Annotated in this window: 16 protein-coding genes and 1 tRNA gene; 11 read left to right on the top strand and 6 right to left on the bottom strand. The window is 62.0% G+C overall.

The features are described from left to right. Nucleotides 1–43 precede the first annotated feature (43 nt). On the top strand, nt 44–1,417 hold the full coding sequence (locus INT40_RS12865) for a pyridoxal phosphate-dependent decarboxylase family protein (protein WP_193096194.1): 1,374 nt from the start codon (nt 44–46) through the stop codon (nt 1,415–1,417). Between the two features lie 70 nt (nt 1,418–1,487). Here INT40_RS12865 and INT40_RS12860 read toward each other — a convergent pair whose 3' ends face one another. Beyond that, on the bottom strand, nt 1,488–2,165 hold the full coding sequence (locus tag INT40_RS12860; protein WP_101574607.1) for a YczE/YyaS/YitT family protein: 678 nt from the start codon (nt 2,163–2,165) through the stop codon (nt 1,488–1,490). Between the two features lie 136 nt (nt 2,166–2,301). On the opposite strand from INT40_RS12860, the gene INT40_RS12855 reads away from it, so the two are divergent. Genes INT40_RS12855 through INT40_RS12835 form a run of 5 tightly spaced genes read left to right on the top strand, consistent with a single transcriptional unit; the run spans nt 2,302 to nt 7,693 of the window. Further along, on the top strand, nt 2,302–3,753 hold the full coding sequence (locus INT40_RS12855; RefSeq protein WP_226831276.1) for a PLP-dependent aminotransferase family protein: 1,452 nt from the start codon (nt 2,302–2,304) through the stop codon (nt 3,751–3,753). Between the two features lie 23 nt (nt 3,754–3,776). Beyond that, on the top strand, nt 3,777–4,580 hold the full coding sequence (locus tag INT40_RS12850; protein ID WP_226831274.1) for a YggS family pyridoxal phosphate-dependent enzyme: 804 nt from the start codon (nt 3,777–3,779) through the stop codon (nt 4,578–4,580). A gap of 10 nt (nt 4,581–4,590) precedes the next feature. After that, a complete protein-coding gene (locus INT40_RS12845; RefSeq protein WP_193072078.1) occupies nt 4,591–5,559 on the top strand; it encodes an arsenic resistance protein in 969 nt (322 codons plus the stop codon). Nucleotides 5,560–5,591: 32 nt separating this feature from the next. Further along, the gene (locus INT40_RS12840) at nt 5,592–7,169 is read left to right on the top strand and encodes a DNA-3-methyladenine glycosylase 2 family protein (protein WP_193096193.1); all 1,578 of its coding nucleotides are present in this window, start codon (nt 5,592–5,594) and stop codon (nt 7,167–7,169) included. Beyond that, a complete protein-coding gene (locus INT40_RS12835; RefSeq protein WP_319020915.1) occupies nt 7,166–7,693 on the top strand; it encodes a methylated-DNA--[protein]-cysteine S-methyltransferase in 528 nt (175 codons plus the stop codon). Before INT40_RS12840 ends, INT40_RS12835 begins: the two co-directional genes overlap by 4 nt. Before the next feature lie 118 nt (nt 7,694–7,811). Here INT40_RS12835 and INT40_RS12830 read toward each other — a convergent pair. Next, a tRNA-Ala gene (locus INT40_RS12830) sits at nt 7,812–7,884 on the bottom strand. A gap of 184 nt (nt 7,885–8,068) precedes the next feature. Beyond that, entirely contained in the window at nt 8,069–8,296 is a 228-nt protein-coding gene (locus INT40_RS12825; protein ID WP_193072081.1) for a hypothetical protein, read from the bottom strand. Between the two features lie 866 nt (nt 8,297–9,162). Between INT40_RS12825 and INT40_RS12820 the strand changes: the two genes are divergently transcribed. Together INT40_RS12820 and INT40_RS12815 are read left to right on the top strand one after the other, a co-directional pair. Then, nucleotides 9,163–10,062, top strand: coding sequence for a universal stress protein (locus tag INT40_RS12820; RefSeq protein WP_101574612.1), 900 nt, complete (start codon nt 9,163–9,165; stop codon nt 10,060–10,062). Continuing rightward, on the top strand, nt 10,059–10,931 hold the full coding sequence (locus INT40_RS12815; RefSeq protein WP_193096192.1) for an alpha/beta fold hydrolase: 873 nt from the start codon (nt 10,059–10,061) through the stop codon (nt 10,929–10,931). Before INT40_RS12820 ends, INT40_RS12815 begins: the two co-directional genes overlap by 4 nt. Before the next feature lie 105 nt (nt 10,932–11,036). Here the strand turns inward: INT40_RS12815 and INT40_RS12810 are convergent, their stop codons facing one another. Continuing rightward, on the bottom strand, nt 11,037–11,267 hold the full coding sequence (locus INT40_RS12810; protein ID WP_101574614.1) for a hypothetical protein: 231 nt from the start codon (nt 11,265–11,267) through the stop codon (nt 11,037–11,039). 109 nt (nt 11,268–11,376) lie between these two features. Further along, nucleotides 11,377–11,790: a phage holin family protein gene (locus INT40_RS12805; RefSeq protein WP_101574615.1), complete on the bottom strand. Its 414-nt coding sequence runs from the start codon at nt 11,788–11,790 to the stop codon at nt 11,377–11,379. A gap of 259 nt (nt 11,791–12,049) precedes the next feature. Between INT40_RS12805 and INT40_RS12800 the strand changes: the two genes are divergently transcribed. Continuing rightward, a complete protein-coding gene (locus INT40_RS12800) occupies nt 12,050–13,312 on the top strand; it encodes an MFS transporter (protein WP_193072083.1) in 1,263 nt (420 codons plus the stop codon). A 136-nt stretch (nt 13,313–13,448) separates the two neighbouring features. Continuing rightward, nucleotides 13,449–14,918, top strand: coding sequence for a peptide MFS transporter (locus INT40_RS12795; protein WP_101574617.1), 1,470 nt, complete (start codon nt 13,449–13,451; stop codon nt 14,916–14,918). 76 nt (nt 14,919–14,994) lie between these two features. On the opposite strand, the gene INT40_RS12790 is transcribed toward INT40_RS12795, so the two are convergent. Further along, on the bottom strand, nt 14,995–15,843 hold the full coding sequence (locus INT40_RS12790; protein WP_257930269.1) for a CPBP family intramembrane glutamic endopeptidase: 849 nt from the start codon (nt 15,841–15,843) through the stop codon (nt 14,995–14,997). A gap of 87 nt (nt 15,844–15,930) precedes the next feature. Here INT40_RS12790 and INT40_RS21220 point away from each other — a divergent pair, with 87 nt between their 5' ends. Next, nucleotides 15,931–17,142 carry a molybdopterin molybdotransferase MoeA gene (locus INT40_RS21220; protein ID WP_101574619.1) on the top strand — a complete coding sequence of 404 codons (1,212 nt, stop codon included), beginning with the start codon at nt 15,931–15,933 and terminating at the stop codon, nt 17,140–17,142. Nucleotides 17,143–17,158: the final 16 nt, after the last annotated feature.

Raw genomic sequence — 17,158 nt, 5'->3', positions numbered from 1 at the left:
AAATGCTCGCCTGCTGACACCATTCCTACCCCTGGAGGGGCCCATGAACGACAATCTCCATTCGCGTATGCACGTCGTATCTGATGAGACTCGGAACCTCGTTAACCTCGTCCTCGACTATTCTCGCCGGCGCACCTTGGCCGTCGATACTCCGCTCGATCACCCGACGACCGAGACTGAGCTCAAGCGTCTGGCCGGGCCGACCATCACCGAGGATGGCGTCGGGTCTTCTCGTGCACTCGCGATCTTCGAGCACATCTTCGCTCCCGCCTGCATTACGACGGACCATCCGAAGTACCTGTCCTTCATTCCGAGTGCGCCGACGAAGGCTGCTGTGGCGTTCGACCTGGTGGTCTCCGCCAGCGCGCTCTACGGAGGCTCGTGGCTCGAAGGCGCAGGCGTCGTCCACGCCGAGAACGAAGTTCTGTCGTGGCTGGCCGGCGAATTCGGGTTGCCGACGACAGCCGGCGGCGTCTTCGTCCAAGGCGGTACGATCGGCAACCTGTCGGCCCTCGTCGCGGCGCGTGATGCGCGCAAGGCTTCGCTCGGCGATGAGCTGCCAGGGCGCTGGGTCATCGTGTGCAGTGCCGAAGCGCACTCCTCCGTCGCGTCGGCGGCAGCTGTGATGGACGTCGATGTGGCTCCCGTTCCTACCGGTGAGGACGGAATCCTGCGTCCAGAGGGCGTCCGCGCCGCCCTCAAAGAACACGGGGAGGCCGTCATTGCCGTCGTCGCAACTTCGGGGACGACGAACTTCGGCACTATAGATGACATCGCCGGAATCGCAGCGCTCAAGGACGACTTCGACTTCTGGCTCCACATCGACGGCGCCTATGGGCTGGCGGCGATGCTCTCACCTCTAGCCCGGCACAAGTTCGCCGGAGTCGAGGCAGCCGATTCCGTCATCGTCGATCCGCACAAGTGGCTCTTCGCTCCCTTCGACGCCTGCGCACTCATCTACCGCGATCCCACCTTGGGGCGGCGAGCGCACACTCAGCGGGCCGAGTATCTCGACACTCTGACCGAGGCTGATCAGTGGAGTCCCTCTGACTATGCCATCCAGCTCACCAGGCGGCCTCGTGGGTTGCCGCTGTGGTATTCGTTGGCCAGCTACGGCGCCGAGACCTACCGTGAAGCCATCGGTCATTCGATCGAACTTGCGATGCAGATCGGAACTGAGATCAAAAAGCGGCCGACCCTCAGACTGGTGCGTGAACCCGAGCTCTCGGTCGTCGTCTTCGAACGTGATGGTTGGACCCGTGAGGACTACCAGCAGTGGTCGGATCGGCTGCTCGAAGATCAGCGAGCCTTCGTCGTACCCAGCTCGCACCAGGGGCGACCCAATGCCAGGTTCGCCATCGTCAACCCGCTCACGACCTTTGAGGACCTTGTCGACATCCTCGACACGATGGAGTGATCCACTTCGCTGGAGCTCTTCGACGCTCACGCGGAGACGGACGCCGAAGCGTGTGAGTTCTGTTTGAGCCTCAGTCCCGGGCCTGGGGCTGGGGACGTGGTTTGAGTTCGACAGTGAACGTGGGTAGGAGGAACTGCGTGATCGGTCCGATGCCCACCGCATAGAGCGCGGTGCCGATGCCGAAGACGCCGCCGAGCAGCCAGCCGACGATGACCACGGTGACTTCGATGAGGGTGCGCACCAGTCGGATGGACCTTCCGGTGACCCGCGACAGCCCAGTCATCAGGCCATCGCGAGGGCCGGGGCCGAACTGTGAGCCGATGTACATCGCCGAAGCGACCCCATTGAGGATGATGCCACCAGCGAGGAGTCCGATGTTCCACCACAGCTCCTCGGGTTGGGGCAGGAACAGGCGTGTGAGGTCGAGGGCGGGACCGATCAGGAGGGCGTTGAGCACCGTCCCGAGTCCGGGCTGCTGCTTGAGAGGGATCCAGATGAGGAGGACGAGGAACGAGGTGATCGTGACGATGGTGCCGAATGTCAGCGGCAGGTGCTTGATGATGCCCGAGTGGAGGACGTCCCAGGGCATCATGCCCAGCCCGGAAGTCACAATCATGGCCATCGAGGCGCCATAGAGATAGAGGCCGAAGAGCAGCTGCGGCAATCGACGGGGGAGTCGGCCGCTTTTAAGCTGCTGGATGGGACCGATATTCGCGAGTTCGCGCTTCGGTACAGGTGTCGATGGCATCGTAGGTCTTTCCGGGTCGTTCCAACTGATATCACCATCATCTCCCGAACTGGCCTTGTAAAAAATAGCCAATTGGAAGAAAGTGGTCATATCGACACCGCCACGGTGGATGAGTCATCGACACAGCGAGGATGCTATGAGCACGCCGATCATGAGCGGACCCAGGTTGACAGACATCATCGGCATAGGGCCGTGGCCCAGTCCGGCCTATGATTCGCTGACTGCCGCGATCTCGCGCGCCATCGGTGACGGACGCATTCCGGTCGGGGCCAGACTGCCCAGCGAACGCGAGGTTGCCGCCGCGACGGGGCTGTCTCGGACGACGGTCACCCGTGCCTTTGCGAAGCTGCGTGAACAGGATTTCGTCATCACGCGGCGCGGCTCGGGAAGCGTGGTCCAACTCCCGGAAGTCCCGGGTGGGCGAATCGATCACCTCCTGACCCCTGCTGGAGCCGACGAGGCCGAGATTGACCTCACCTGCACCGCCGCTGTGGCACCGCCCTGGCTGCTGGCAGCCTACGAACGTGCGGTCTCGCAGATTCACGCCTATCTGCCCGGTACGGGCTACTACCCCTCGGGACTGCCCGTGCTCAGAGAGCTCATCGCCGAACGCTACACGGCGCGCGGGGTCCGCACCGATCCCGATCAGATACTCATCACCTCGGGGGCCTTCGGCGCCGTGTCCATCGCAGTGCGTGGTCTCAACGAGGGCCGGGGCCGGGTGCTCATCGAAAGCCCGACCTACCCGAACGCAATCGCAACCCTGGAAGGCGCAGGTGTCTCCCTGATTCCCTACCCTCTCGAGAGAGGTTCGGCCGGGCACCACTGGGACATCGAGGCCATGGACCATATCGCCCGCCAGACGCGGGTCCGGTCGGCCTACCTCATCCCCGACTTCCACAATCCCACCGGTGCACTCCTGCCCGAAGCGCAACGGCCCGAACTCGGGGCCATGCTCAGCCGCAATTCAGTGGTGCCCATCTTCGACGAGTCTCTGGTCGAGCTGGGCCTTGATGGCGAACCGACTCCAACCCCGATGGCGGCCTTCGTGCCCGACTCCATCACGGCAGGAAGCGCCAGTAAGATCTCCTGGGGTGGACTCCGAGTCGGATGGATGCGAATTCCTGCCCACCGCATCGAGGGGATGGCATCCACCCGACTGAGTCTCGACCTCGGCGCTCCTGTGCTCGAGCAGCTGGTCGCCGTCGAACTCATGCGCGACCATGACAGAATCGTTGCCGACTACAGAGACAAACTGCGCGCGGCCCGGGACAGTCTCGCAGCAAAGGTGCGCGCTCATCTTCCCTCGTGGCAGGTCATTGTCCCCAGCGGAGGTATGGCGCTGTGGTGTCGACTGCCCGAGGACCGCTCGGGGGCGCTGGCCATCGCGGCCAGGCGACACGGACTCGGTTTGGTCTCGGGACCCAATTTCGCCCCTGCTGGGGGCCTGGACAGGTGGATCCGCTTGCCGTACACGGTCGCCGAGGCACAATTGGGCGAGGTCGGCCCCCGGCTCGCCGCTGCCTGGGATGATGCCCTGGAATACACCGACCGGATTCCGGCCGGGCGAGCGCGGATCGTTGCCTGAAACACTCTGGGTACCATGAGGATATGGACGAGGATATGGACGAGGATATGAGCGTGGACGAGGGTCTGGACCACAACGGAGAGTACTCGACTGCTGAGAACGTTGAGGACTTCCGGATCAACATCGCCGAGGTGAATCGGCGCATCGCCTCCGCAGCTGAGCGGGTAGGCCGTGAGCCCGGTGAGATCGAACTGCTGCCCGTGAGCAAGACGGTCCCGCAGGAGAGGATCCGGGCGGCCGTAGCCGCTGGGTGTCACAAGCTTGGCGAAAACAAGGTGCAGGAGGCCTTCCGGAAGTCAGATGAGATGGCTGACCTTGACATCGACTGGGCTGTCATCGGTCACCTGCAGTCAAACAAAGCCCGGGACGTGGCGAAGTTCGCGTCCGAATTCCAAGCACTGGACAGACTGAAAGTCGCAGCAGCTCTCGATCGGCGTCTGGAGGCAGCGGGCCGCAGCCTCGACGTCTATGTCCAGGTCAACACCTCGGCTGAAGAGTCGAAGTTCGGAATGCCGCCGGAGGAACTCCTGGGCTTCCTGCGCGAACTGCCGCAGTTCCCGACCCTGAAGGTCCAGGGGCTGATGACTCTGGCGGTGTTCTCCTCCGACATCGACCGTGTCCGCACCTGCTTCCAGCGTCTGCGCACCCTGCGAGATCAGGCGCAGGAGACCGACCCGGAGCTGATCGGCAGCGGAAAACTCTCCATGGGCATGTCCGGGGACTACGAGGTGGCCATCGAAGAAGGAGCGAACTGCGTCCGAGTGGGCCAAGCCATCTTCGGCAGGCGGGCACTGCCTGACAGCTACTACTGGCCCGAGAACGGCTGACCAACCCGCCGTGCTCGCGTCACTGGCTAGGCATCAGGTTCTCTGGTACTTCACCGCCATACTCATGGGCGCCCTCATCGGCCTCTGCCTGCCAACGGCGCCGACGATCGCCACAGCCGCGATCACCCCTTGCCTCATCGCACTCCTGTTCGTGACCTTCCTCGACATCCCGTTCGATGCGGTCCGAGACTCCTTCTCCGACATGAAGTTCTTGGGCGCCGTTGCCCTGACCAATTTCGTTCTCGTCCCGCTCTTCGTGGCCGGCCTCTATGCCGTGATTCCTCTGCATGAGACGGTCGTCGTGCCCGTCCTCATCGTTCTCCTCACCCCCTGTATCGACTACGTCCTCGTCTTCACCAAACTGGCCGGCGGGGCCTACACACGTCTGCTCGCACTGACACCAGTGCTTATGCTCGTCCAGATCATTCTGCTTCCGGTTTACCTGTGGGTGACTCTGGGAGACACAGCAGCCGCTGCGATCACTCCCGGGCCATTCATCGCCGCACTCGTCATCTTCATCATCGTGCCGCTGGGTGCCTCCATCGGGGTGCGCCTGCTCTCTCGCCGATCGAGCATCGTAGATCGCTCCGTCCGGGTCGTCTCGGAATCGATGGTTCTGCTGATGATGGCGACTCTGGCCGTGATCGCCGCGGCACAGGTCCCGCTGATCGCCCCACAGCTGTCGAAGTTGGGTGGTGCCATCGCGGCCTTCGTCGTGTTCGCAACCATCATGACCGGCTTCGGATGGGTCCTGGCGCGGACACTGCCGCTGTCTGTGGGGCAGGGCAGAGCCCTCGTATTCACTGGCGTGACCCGCAATTCACTGGTCATGCTCCCGATCGTGCGGGCCATCACCGCAGACGGCATCGGCCCGGCCGCGGTCGTTGCGCAGACGATGATCGAACTGGTCTTCATGCTCCTCCTGGTCCGCGCAGTACCGCTCATCCTCCCGGAAACCGTCGTGTCCGAAAACCGCTAGTAAAGTCTTGGGAATGGGAGCAGAATGGCATCATGCTCACCACAGATCAGTGCTATCAAGCGGTGGCCGGGCGGGACAGGCGCTTCGACGGAATGTTCTTCACCGCGGTTCGGTCAACCGGCATCTTCTGTCGGCCGTCCTGCCCGGCCAGAACTCCTCTGCGTAAAAACGTCGACTTCTACCAGACCGCAGCGGCAGCGACTGAGGCAGGTTTTCGGGCCTGCAAACGGTGCCGACCCGATGCCAGCCCGAATTCGCCGGAGTGGGACACCCGAGCCGATGTTACGGCTCGAGCCATGAGGCTCATCCAAGATGGCCTCGTCGACCGAGCGGGGATCTCCGGGCTCGCCTCGGCGCTGGGATACAGCCCACGGCAGCTGGGGCGAGTGCTGCAGTCCGAACTCGGGGTCGGACCGCTGGCCATCGCCCGCACTGAACGTATCAGGACCGCTCGCACATTGGTCGAATCGACAACGCTGTCCATGAGTGAAGTCGCCTTTGCCGCCGGCTTCGCAAGCATCCGTCAGTTCAACGACACCTTCCGCGCAGTCTATTCGTCCACTCCACGGGATTTGCGCAACAATGCAGGAGCCCGGCACGGCACTCAGAGCATCACGGTTCGCCTGGCGTACCGCGCGCCTCTCGACCATACACACCTCTTCAGGTATCTGGCGGTGCGCGCGATCCCTGGGGTCGAAGACGTCACCGGTGATCATTACACCCGTTCACTGCGCCTGGCGCATGGACCGGCTGTCCTGACACTGGCCCCGGGCGCTGGGGACTATATCGAATGCCACCTCCGCCTGGCCGATAGCCGGGATCTCGGAAGTGCGGTCGCCAGAGCCAGACGAATCCTCGACCTCGACGCGGACCCCCTCGCTGTGCGCGCGACCCTGGAAGAGGCAGGACTCTCCGAACTCATCGACCGCTACCCGGGCATCCGTTCTCCGGGCACCGGCGATCCAGTCGAACTCGCCATCCGAACGATCCTGGGACAGCAGATCTCGGTCATCGCCGCACAGACCCATCTGAAGCGTCTGGTAAGCGCCCACGGGCAGTCACTGCCCGAGGAGTTGAGGGTCGGCACCGTCGACCGAGTGTTTCCCACGGCCGCCGAAATCGCTGAGATTCCGGAAGAACATTGGTCACTGCCGCGGCGCAGGATCGACACGCTTCGGGTGCTTAGCGCACACCTGGCAGACGGTTCGATCGATTTGGGGCCAGGGTGCGACCGCACAGAAGTCAACGACAGCCTGCTTGCGATCCCCGGAATCGGGCCCTGGAGTCTTGGCTATATTCGGATGCGAGCGCTGGGGGACCCCGATGTCCTGCTCAGCTCCGATCTCGGGGTCAAGAAGGCGATCGACGAGCTCAATGGTCCTGGCACGGACATGACCGACTGGGCCCAGCAGCTGGAACGCTTACGACCCTGGCGGTCCTACGTCACGCACTTGATGTGGGCCCATCACGCGCGGCCCCAGGCATCCCCGGCAGTACCGCCCGCAACGCAATCACACCGACCAACCGGGACAGACGCAGAATCACCCACAGACACACCCACAGACACAGCCACCCACAGCACCGCGAATCGGAAGCGAAGAAGACAATGACGATGACACTGACCCACCCCACGGCGAACACAGTGAGCTACACGGTCATAGGGTCCACAGTGGGAAAGATCCTTCTCACCTCGGATGGTGAGCACCTCACCGGGCTCTACCTGGACGACTTCGACCAAATTCTGCAGCGACTGGAAACGACTGGTGGTGTCGAGCCGGTCATCGACGAGAAGATGAACGTGTTCGTCGAGGCAGGGGAGCAGCTCGCCGAGTACTTCGCCGGCACCCTCAAGACATTTGACCTCCCCTTGGCACCACAGGGCACAGAATTCCAACGGGAGGTCTGGCAGGCGCTGACGACGATTCCCTATGGCACGACTGCCGGATACGGGGAACTCGCTGTGTGGATCAACAGGCCCACGGCGGCCCGGGCAGTCGGAGCGGCCAATGGTCGGAACCCGATCAGCATCATCGTTCCCTGCCACCGTGTGATCGGCGCGAACGGGGCGTTGACAGGTTACGCCTGGGGAGTAGGGAAGAAACGGACCCTGCTCAATCTCGAGGCCGGTCGCTGACTGAGAGAGCCACAGACGGCTGTTGACCTAGAGCCGCGGCTTTTGAGGGCCACCAGCAGCGGCGTGGAAGTGAAGAAGGACCCGGTCTCATCGTGATGAGACCGGGTCCTTCGTACGGTGGAGGTAAGGGGATTCGAACCCCTGACCTTCTCCATGCCATGGAGACGCGCTACCAACTGCGCCATACCCCCGCTTGCTGGTTCAATATTACTCAGGTGCACGCGGGACGACAAATCGGGCGACAGTGACGCTGACCACACTCGGGCCTGCAAGCGGCGACTGGAGCTGAATCAGTGGAGGGAGCATAACCTGTGACGAGAGTGGGGGCAGCGACGGCGGCCGGGACCGGGCGAACCCCGGTCCCGGCCACCTGCATCAGATCATCGGCCGCACATAGTAGAGGTACTTCGCTACGTCGCGTTCGCGCTGCTCCTTCACCCGCTCCTCTCGAGCAAGTTGGCGAATCTGCGCGTTGCGACGTTCGCGTGCGGCCTGGAGGCGATCCTCGGTGGTGGTTGTCGGGCGGCGAGCCCATTGGATCAGCTTGAGCCCGGTGCTCAGCGCTATGCGCCGTGGATAGGTGAATGGAAATGCCGTAGACAAAATGAGTCCTTAATGTTTTCGGGCAGGGGAAACGCCCAAATGAGGGTTAGTGAAAATGTTCGAACTCAATGAGCCGAATGAAAGGCTCAGTGTGCCGAATGAAAGCGACTTCTGTGAGATGAATGCACTGATCGATGACCGCATAACAGTCTGAGACTCGGTGAGGATCAGACGACACAGCGGTGCCTGCCCAGGGGCAGATGCAGTCGGATGAGTGGCTTCACAACACGCAGGGTCGGTGATGTCCGGGAACGAACGCACCTGGTGAACGACGGTGTCCTACGCGAGTTCAGGACATGCATCGATGCTGCGAGCAAGCGCCGACAGTGGCGCGAGTGCGGCATGAAAGCACGATGACCCTGCGGGAGGAAACGTACCGGTGTTCAGCTGACCGATGGAGAAAGACGCAAGAGGCGGCTGGAATTCAGCCGACGAGCCCTTGTCCGCCAATCAAGCAGGCAGTGATTCCGATCCAGCGGTGCTGGGGATGGGGAAATGCGATGAGTTTCAACATGCTCCTGCGCTCCTTTCTTGGTCTTGGATCTCGTGTGAGCGGCGTCAGCGCTCATTGTGTTCAAATGCAATTCTACAGTTTATGCGAATCCGTGATTGCACTGACGAATTTATCACAGGTGAAGAACTCTGTGTGAGTTCTGTTCATTATTTCTGAACTTTATTTCGGCTAATGGGAATCATCGTCTAATCGGGTCTGTTCGAGTCCGATGACCTGTCACCGATCAACTCAAGTTTCAGAATCACAATCTCCATCAGAATCACCTTTCCACAGTCACCGGAACGTGAGGTCGAAGAATGGTGACATGGCGACGTAGAATCTTCTCAGACTCGCGACTCTTTGGGAGAAGATAATGTCACAGCCAGCTGCCCCCACTCGACGACTGATCGTCGGATACATCGCCACCGACCGTGGACGCGACGCCATCGCTCTGGCCATTTCACTGGCGCGCTCCGCCGGGATCGAACTCATCGTGACGATTGTGCGTCCGGAGTCATCGACCTTCACTGCAGGCAATTCGATACCGCAGGACGGTTCCGGGATCGTCTCGCAGCAGCTTGAAGACTGGCTCGATGAGGCTCTGGCCCTTGTGCCCGACGATGTCTCTGCTCGCGGCGTCATTCACACCTCGTCCAATGAGTCCAAGGGCCTGATGGAGGTGGCGAGAGACGAGGGCGCACTCGGCATCGTCATCGGTGCTCGTGCCACGACGCTGATGCGCTCGTTCCGCATCGGGACGGTCGCAACCTCATTGCTGCACTCCTCAGAGGTCCCCGTGGTTCTGGCTCCCTCAGGCAATTCGGACATCGGCCCCGTTTCCCGAATCACCACACTCTTCGGAGCACGGCCCGGAGCGGCAGCCCTCATCGGCGCGGCAATAAAGTCCGCTTCAGCCCTCGACGTCGACCTGCGCCTGCTGTCCTTGATCGAGAGCGACGGACTCGCCGACGACGACACTGTCGAGATCCGAGAATTCGCCGAGGAGTACGGAGGAGCGGTCCTGGCCGGACGCGCAGCCACGATGTTTGAATCGGGCCGCGCCGTCGTGAAGTCACAGGCCGGGGCCGACATCGAGGATGCTGCGGCCAACGTGGACTTCCAGCCAGGCGAAATCGCGTTCATCGGTTCCAGCAGGCTCGGCCGAGGCGGTCGAGTCTTCATCGGTGCTCGTGCCAGGAGACTGCTGCGCGTGCTGCCGGTGCCCGTCGTCGTCGTGCCTCGTCGGGCAGCGGATACCGCACCTGCGCAGTGAGTCGTTCGCCTGCGTCTCGCACCGATTTCATCGTCGATGGCCACCCGACGGCAGCGTGGGTGCATTCCTCAGACTCGACGGTCACTCGCCCCGTCCTCATGGTCCACGGATTCCGCGGTGACCACCACGGGATGGACCTCATCGCAGGAACAATCCGCGACCGTGATGTCATCGTCGCCGACCTGCCCGGATTCGGGCTGAACGCTCCTCTTCCAGGAGGTCTGAGTCTCGACAGCTACTACGCTCATCTGGTCGGGCTCATCGCCGAGGTGAGCGCGCGTTGGCAGCTCGCACCGATCGTTCTCGGCCACTCCTTCGGATCCATTCTGGTTGCTCATATGGCAGCCCGGCAGCCGACGACGGCTCCTGAGCTCGTCCTTATCAACCCGATCACGAGCCCGGCACTCGAAGGCTCGGCGAAGGTGCTGACAGCGCTGACTCGCCTCTACTACACCCTCGGCGCCCAGCTGCCGGAGGAGATCGGACATCAGCTGCTGGCCAACCCCGTCATCGTCCGGGCGATGAGTGAGGTCATGGCCACGACAAAAGATCGCGGACTGCGGCGCTATATCCACGACCAGCATGCACGGCACTTCTCCACTTTCAGCGATCGGACTTCACTGGCAGCGGCCTTCGACGTCTCTGTCGCTCATACCGTCACCGAGGTGAGCGACCGGCTGAGCATGCCGACTCTCGTCATCGCAGGGGACAAGGACGCCATCGCTCCGATCAAAGCGACACGGAAGTTCGTCGCCGGACTCAGCGATGCCACCTTCGTCGAACTCTCCGGTGTGGGGCACTTGGTCCACTATGAGCGTCCCGACGAAGCCGCCTCGGCGATCATGGATTTCTGCCGCGGTCGAGATTGAACCCAGCGCGAGGACGTCGTCGGCAACGATGGCTGCGCCTCTGCGGCAAGTAGAAGGGCCGATGCGAATCAACGCATCGGCCCTTCTGTTGGCGACTATCGGGTGTCAGGCCTTACGGTCGACGGCCCAGTGATAGACCATGGGGATGAGGAAGGCGAAGCACGAGGCGAGCAGGCCCGCCCAGAAGAGCCAGAACTCGGTACCAGCGGCACCGTAGAATCCGACACCGAAGAGGTAGAGACCGAACACGAAGAGGGCAAACGAGACGATGAAGACGATGACGTCAGCGAACGATGCTGAGTTACGAGTTCTCTTCGTAGTGGCGATGTTGGACATGTTCTCCTCCGACGGTCATTGGGGTGCAGACTGACACACTGCCAGTAAGTCTACACGCAGTAGAGAAGATTCCGGGTCCGAGGATCGCCCGAGTTGCGGCGGTAATCGATCAGTCGCGTGCGGAGCTCTTCTCTGGCACCAGCCAGCCCAGAAGCGCAGACACGATCGAGACGATGATCGCAGCGAGGATGGCCGAGGGGAAGAAGCTGTCGAGAGTGAACTCGAATGGGGTGAAGCCGCTGAGCCAGCTGGTCAGGGCCAGCATGATCGCGTTGATGACGATCGAGAACAGGCCCAGGGTCAGACACGTGATGGGTGCGGACACGAAACTGAGGATCGGTTTGATGAACGCGTTCGCCAATCCGAAGATCAGCCCGATCACGAGGTAGGAGATGATCGTGGCAGCGATCGCTCCGGTCTGGTCCTCGACGACTGGGTTTCCTTCGATGACGACGCCAGGCAGGATCCAAGCAGCGACCCAGATCGCACATGCGTTGACGACAACTCGAGAGAGGAAGTTCATGTCGCCATCTTCCCATTCTCGTCTGCATTCTTACTGAGTCGCGGGTGAGAGTGGGGTCTGTGCCCGGCGACGATGGTGAGCAAGCTCAAGCGCTGAAGTTCGCAAGCACCCTCGTGTGCGCGTGCCGATCCCGGTAGCCTGGAAGAAGCGCCGAACTGCGCCGACAGAGTGAACAGAGTGCATCTACCGAGTGATTCGATCCAGGTCACCACGGCGGCACCGATCCCCATCGCAGAGATGGGGGAGAAACTGGATTGATATGCCCGGCAACGAAACCCGCACCCGTCCCGACGCGATCGCAGCACCGAAGCTGCTGACCATCGTGGGCCGCAGCTATTTCCCGATCGCCTTCGTGGCCCGCCTGCCCTATGCGATGGTGGTCATCGGAGTCCTCACCCTCGTCGTCGCCGGTCGTGAGTCGCTGAGTCTGGGCGGCATCAACTCAGCCATGGTCGGCCTGGGGACGGCGATCTTCGGCTCCTTCATCGGTGCTGCCGCGGACCGCTGGGGTCAACGACGCGTGCTGCTGACCATCGGCCTGCTCAACAGCATCGCTTTGGTCTTCATGGCCTGGGTCGTCTTCAGCCCCCTGCCTGATTCCGTGGTGCTCCTAGCCGCCTTCGCCATCGGTGCCACTGCCCCGCAGGTCGCCCCGATGTCACGCTCTCGCCTCGTCGAGATCATCATGTCCAAACTCTCAGGCCCCAGACAGCAGAAGACCCTCAACGGCACCATGGCCTATGAGTCGGCCGCCGATGAGTTCGTGTTCGTCTTCGGCCCCTTCATCGTCGGTCTCCTCGCCACAACCCTGCACCCGGTGGCGCCGATCATCGGTGCCGTGATCATGACCCTGGTATTCGTGACCTCATTCGCCCTCCACCCCACGGGCAGGGCCGTCGTCAGCACCTCGGCACAGCCACGAGTCCAGGCCCCGGCCAAGGAGCTGTTCACCTTCGGCGTCTTCGTCATCATCCTCGGCGTCTTCGGCATCGGGCTCGTCTTCGGGTCGACGCTGACGGCGCTGACCTCACTGACGAACGACCTCGGACGCCCCGAGGAAGCGGGTCTCATCTACGGCATCATGGGCATCGGATCCGCCATTCTCGCGATCACCGTCGCGGTGTTCTCCCCGCGCTACGCACTGTGGGCCAGGCTGCTGTCATTCGCACCGCTGATGCTCATCGGCGCAGTGATCATGGCGTCATCGACCTCAATGGCCACCGTGGTCATCGCCCTCCTGCTCATGGGCTGCGCGGTCGGACCGACGCTGGTGACCCTGTTCAGCCTTGCCGCTGAGCGCAGTCCCATCGGTCGTTCGGCGACAATCATGTCCATGGCCGGTTCCGCGATCATCGTCGGCCAGTCGGTGGCGTCGGCAGTCAACGGAATCCTCGCCGAGGAGGCCGGAACTTCGGCCGCAATGGCTGTTCCGATGGCGGCTTCCGCACTCGTCCTCGTCGCCGGTCTGCTCAACGTCTTCGTCGGCAGAAAAGCGCGAAAAAGAGACCTGGTTCACTCGTAGTTTCCGCCTTCTGGGACGCGGCGTCCCAGGATTGAGATCGTGTGACCTGAGCAATATCGGGGAGTAGCATTGCCGGTTGTTCACAGTGAATCGCGCACCACAGTGCGCGTTTGCACGCCACAACGGAAAGCACGATATGTCATCAAGCACCTCAACGACTGAGGACGTGCGGAACGACACCCGTTTCTTCGGGCACCCACTTCCGCTCATGCAGCTCTTCAGCCTCGAACTGTGGGAGCGTTTCTCCTACTACGGGATGAACGGCATCCTCGCCATCTACCTGTACTTCAAGGTCACCGACGGCGGGTTGGGTATGCCTCAGCCCACGGCCATCGGAATCGTCGGTGCCTACGGCGGCGCAGTCTTCCTTGCCACGATCCTCGGCGCATGGGTGGCGGACAGAATCCTCGGTGCGGAGAAGATCCTCTTCTACTCGGCCATCATCATCATGGTCGGCCACATCTGCCTGGCGCTCATCCCCGGCTTCGGCGGAGTCGCCGCCGGACTCATTCTTGTCGCGCTGGGCTCAGGTGGCCTCAAGGCCAATGCCTCTGCCCTCGTCGGTGAACTCTACTCAGAGAAGGATCCGCGCAGAGATGCCGGCTTCACCCTCTTCTACATGGGCGTCAACCTGGGCGCTTTCCTGGGACCGCTCATCACCGGCCTTCTGCAGAAGCAGATCGGCTTCCACTTCGGTTTCGGTGCCGCCGCCGTCGGTATGGCTCTGGGCCTGATCATCTATGCCACAGGTCGAAAGAACCTGCCCGATGAGTCACGGGGAGCGGTCAATCCGCTGCCGAGTTCGAAGCTCTACCTGTTCCTCTCAGCCATTGCCCTCGTCGTCGTGCTCATCGTCGTGCTGTGGATGTCGCATATCGTCAATCCGGAGAACGTGGACTGGTGGATCGCGGGAATCTCGGCCGGTGCAGCGGCGTGCTACTTCATCGTCATGTTCCGCAGCCCGCAGACCAACGCCGACGAGCGCTCACGTGTGCTGGCGTTCATTCCGTTCTTCATCACTTGTGTGGTCTTCTGGTCGCTGTATCAGCAGATTTTCGGGACGCTGACCGCCTATTCCGATTCGCAGATGAACCGTGTGATCTTCGGATGGGAGATGCCGATCAACTGGCTGCAGCTGATCCCGCCGATCTTCGTCATCGCCTTCGCGCCAGTATTCTCAGCGATCTGGTTCAAGCTGGGCACACGACAGATTTCGACCCCGGTCAAGGCCGGATTCTCACTCATCATCATCGGTATCGCGTTCCTGCTGTTCCTGCCGTACGCCAATGCCGGAGAGCATGAGACGCCTCTGCTGTGGGTGGCATTCATCCTGCTGCTGTTCGTCTTCGCCGAACTGATGATCTCGCCGATCGGGCTGTCCTTCTCCTCGAAGGTGGCACCGAAGGTGTTCCAATCACAGATGATCGCAGTGTTCTTCCTCGCCTCAGGCGTGGGAACCGCACTCTCCGGTGTGCTGGGCGGGTACTACTCCGCCGATAACCAGACGCCGTATTGGACGTCGATCGGTGCGGCCTCGATCATCCTCGGTCTGCTGGCTCTGACCCTGACGAAGCCGATGCTGAAGGCACTGCGCGGAATCCGCTGACACCTCGGCGGTTCCCTTACGATCTCAAAAGTGTCTGAAACGCCCCTGCTCACGCCGTGTGAGCTGGGGCGTTTCGTCACACCCCGATGAAGATGGGCAGCGCATCGGGATGATGGGCATGGACGATCGTGAGAAAGACGAGCGCGTCGAAGAGGAGATGAACGGTCACGGTGTAGGGCAGAGACTTCGTCCGAGTGAAGATAAAGGCCTGGACGAGTGCGAACGGGATCGTCAGCACCGGCCCGATCGATCGGTAGCCCAGCTCCCACAGGAAGGAGACGAAGATGATGGTGGTGAAGACGTTCGCGGTCCAGAAGGCGAAGTGTTTGCGCAACAGGGCGAAGACGGTGCAGATGAAGAACAGCTCGTCCCAGATCCCGACCGCATTGACGCCGAAGAAGAGACGCACTATCTCATCCCACTGGGTCATCGGTGGCCAATTGAGGTAGACCCCGGTGCGCATGAAGTACTGGGGGAGGATGAGCCAGGCGACGACGATGACGAACAGCAGCCAGGCCCATTCCAACCGCGACCATTTCTGCCCCCGACGCAGAGGGAAGACGATTGTCCGGTCCTTGAACCCATAACGAGTGATCAGCCAGGGGATGATCACCACCGCAGAGAGCACGACCCCCATGCGGGCGATGTTGGTCCACGAGATGTCGGCGGCCACCGAGATCGAGGAGATCAGCCCCAGGCTGCCGGCGATGACGCTGAGGTCGCGGGCAAATTCTCGATCGGCCATCCATGCGACGATGAGGGAGGCCACCATCGGCAGATACCCGAAGGCTCTCAACTCGGGAAATGTGGTTCCGAGCCCGAACAGGATGAAAGCGGACAGTGCCAACAGGGCTGCGGCCAGTCCTGGCCAGGAAACGAGGTCGAATCGTTTGGAATCAGGTTCGAATCGCGTTTGTGTGTCCACGCTTGACACTCTAAATCACCACAGTCCGAACATGAGTGCTCGAATCGGGAAGTCCTCGTAGGATCTCACTTAGGCGAAAGGACATCAGTGGAACCAGAGGAATACTGCCGACTCATCATCTCATCGGCCCCCGACCGTACCGTGGAGTCGATTCCCGCGGAGTCAGCGCTCGGCAGAATCGCTGCCGAAGAGGTGATCGCCGATGCTCCCATCCCCGGCTTCGCCACCTCGGCGATGGACGGATTCGCATTGGATAAGAAGGCGTTGGCCAGTGCCCGGGCCGGCGCCGAGGTGGTTGTGCGCGGCGACATCCCCGCCGGCACCAAGCCGGTCGACATCAAACCCGGCACCGCCGTGCGAGTGATGACCGGAGCTCAGGTGCCCGCCACCGCCGAGGTGGTCGTCCCCGTCGAGCTCACCGATGCCAAGCGCACGGGGTCGGCTCCCGACCGGATCCGCGTCTCTTCGCTGCCCATGGGGCTGCGAACTGGCTGGAACATCAGGACGGTGGGGGAGGACACCCTGAGTGGGGACGTCGTCATCCGCGCCGGTGAGGTGATCAATTCTGCGGGTGTGGGCACACTGGCCATGATGGGATGCGAGACCATCAGCGTCCACCGGCCACTGACCATCGGCCTCATCGTCACCGGAGATGAACTGCACACCCGGGACGAGCTGCAGGCAGAGCTGCACGCCGATCCTGGCGAGTCGGCGCAGCCGTTCATCCACAACTCGAATCTGCCCATGCTCAGCTCCGCGATCACTGCGGCCGGAGCCATTCCAGTCGAACGCAGCTGCGGGGATGACCCGACAGTTTTCCGACAGATCATCGACGAGCTCCGCGACTGCGTTGACCTGATCATCACGACCGGCGGGATCAGTGCCGGTGCCTTCGAAGTCGTCAGACAGACCCTGAGCGATGACCATTCGACGTTCCTGCGCCTGACGATGCGCCCCGGAGGGCCCCAGGGTTACGGACGCTGCGACGATGTCCCTCTGCTGCATTTCCCCGGCACTCCGACAGGGGCACTCCTGTCCTTCCACCTCTTCGCACGATCGGTCATCGAGGCCAGTCCTCTCGCGGCGCGGTGGAAGAAGGCTGTCTACGCTGGCCCCGAAATCAGTGGCCACGGCAAGGCCCTCAGCCTGGTGCCTGGCTGCTTCAACATTGGGGGAGAGATCGCAGCTTTCGAACGTTCACGACTGCGAGACTTCTCCGGCGCCGATGTCATCATCCGAGTCCCGCAAGGCCCAGGGGCCATTCGCGACGGGGACACCATTAAGGTCCTTGACTGCTGATTCCAAGCATGAGTTC

This window comes from Brevibacterium sp. FME17 (assembly GCF_014897515.1).
In the GTDB taxonomy this organism is placed as follows: domain Bacteria; phylum Actinomycetota; class Actinomycetes; order Actinomycetales; family Brevibacteriaceae; genus Brevibacterium.
The sequence above is the reverse complement of the archived record's forward strand: the minus strand, read 5'-3'. Positions and strand labels throughout refer to the sequence as shown.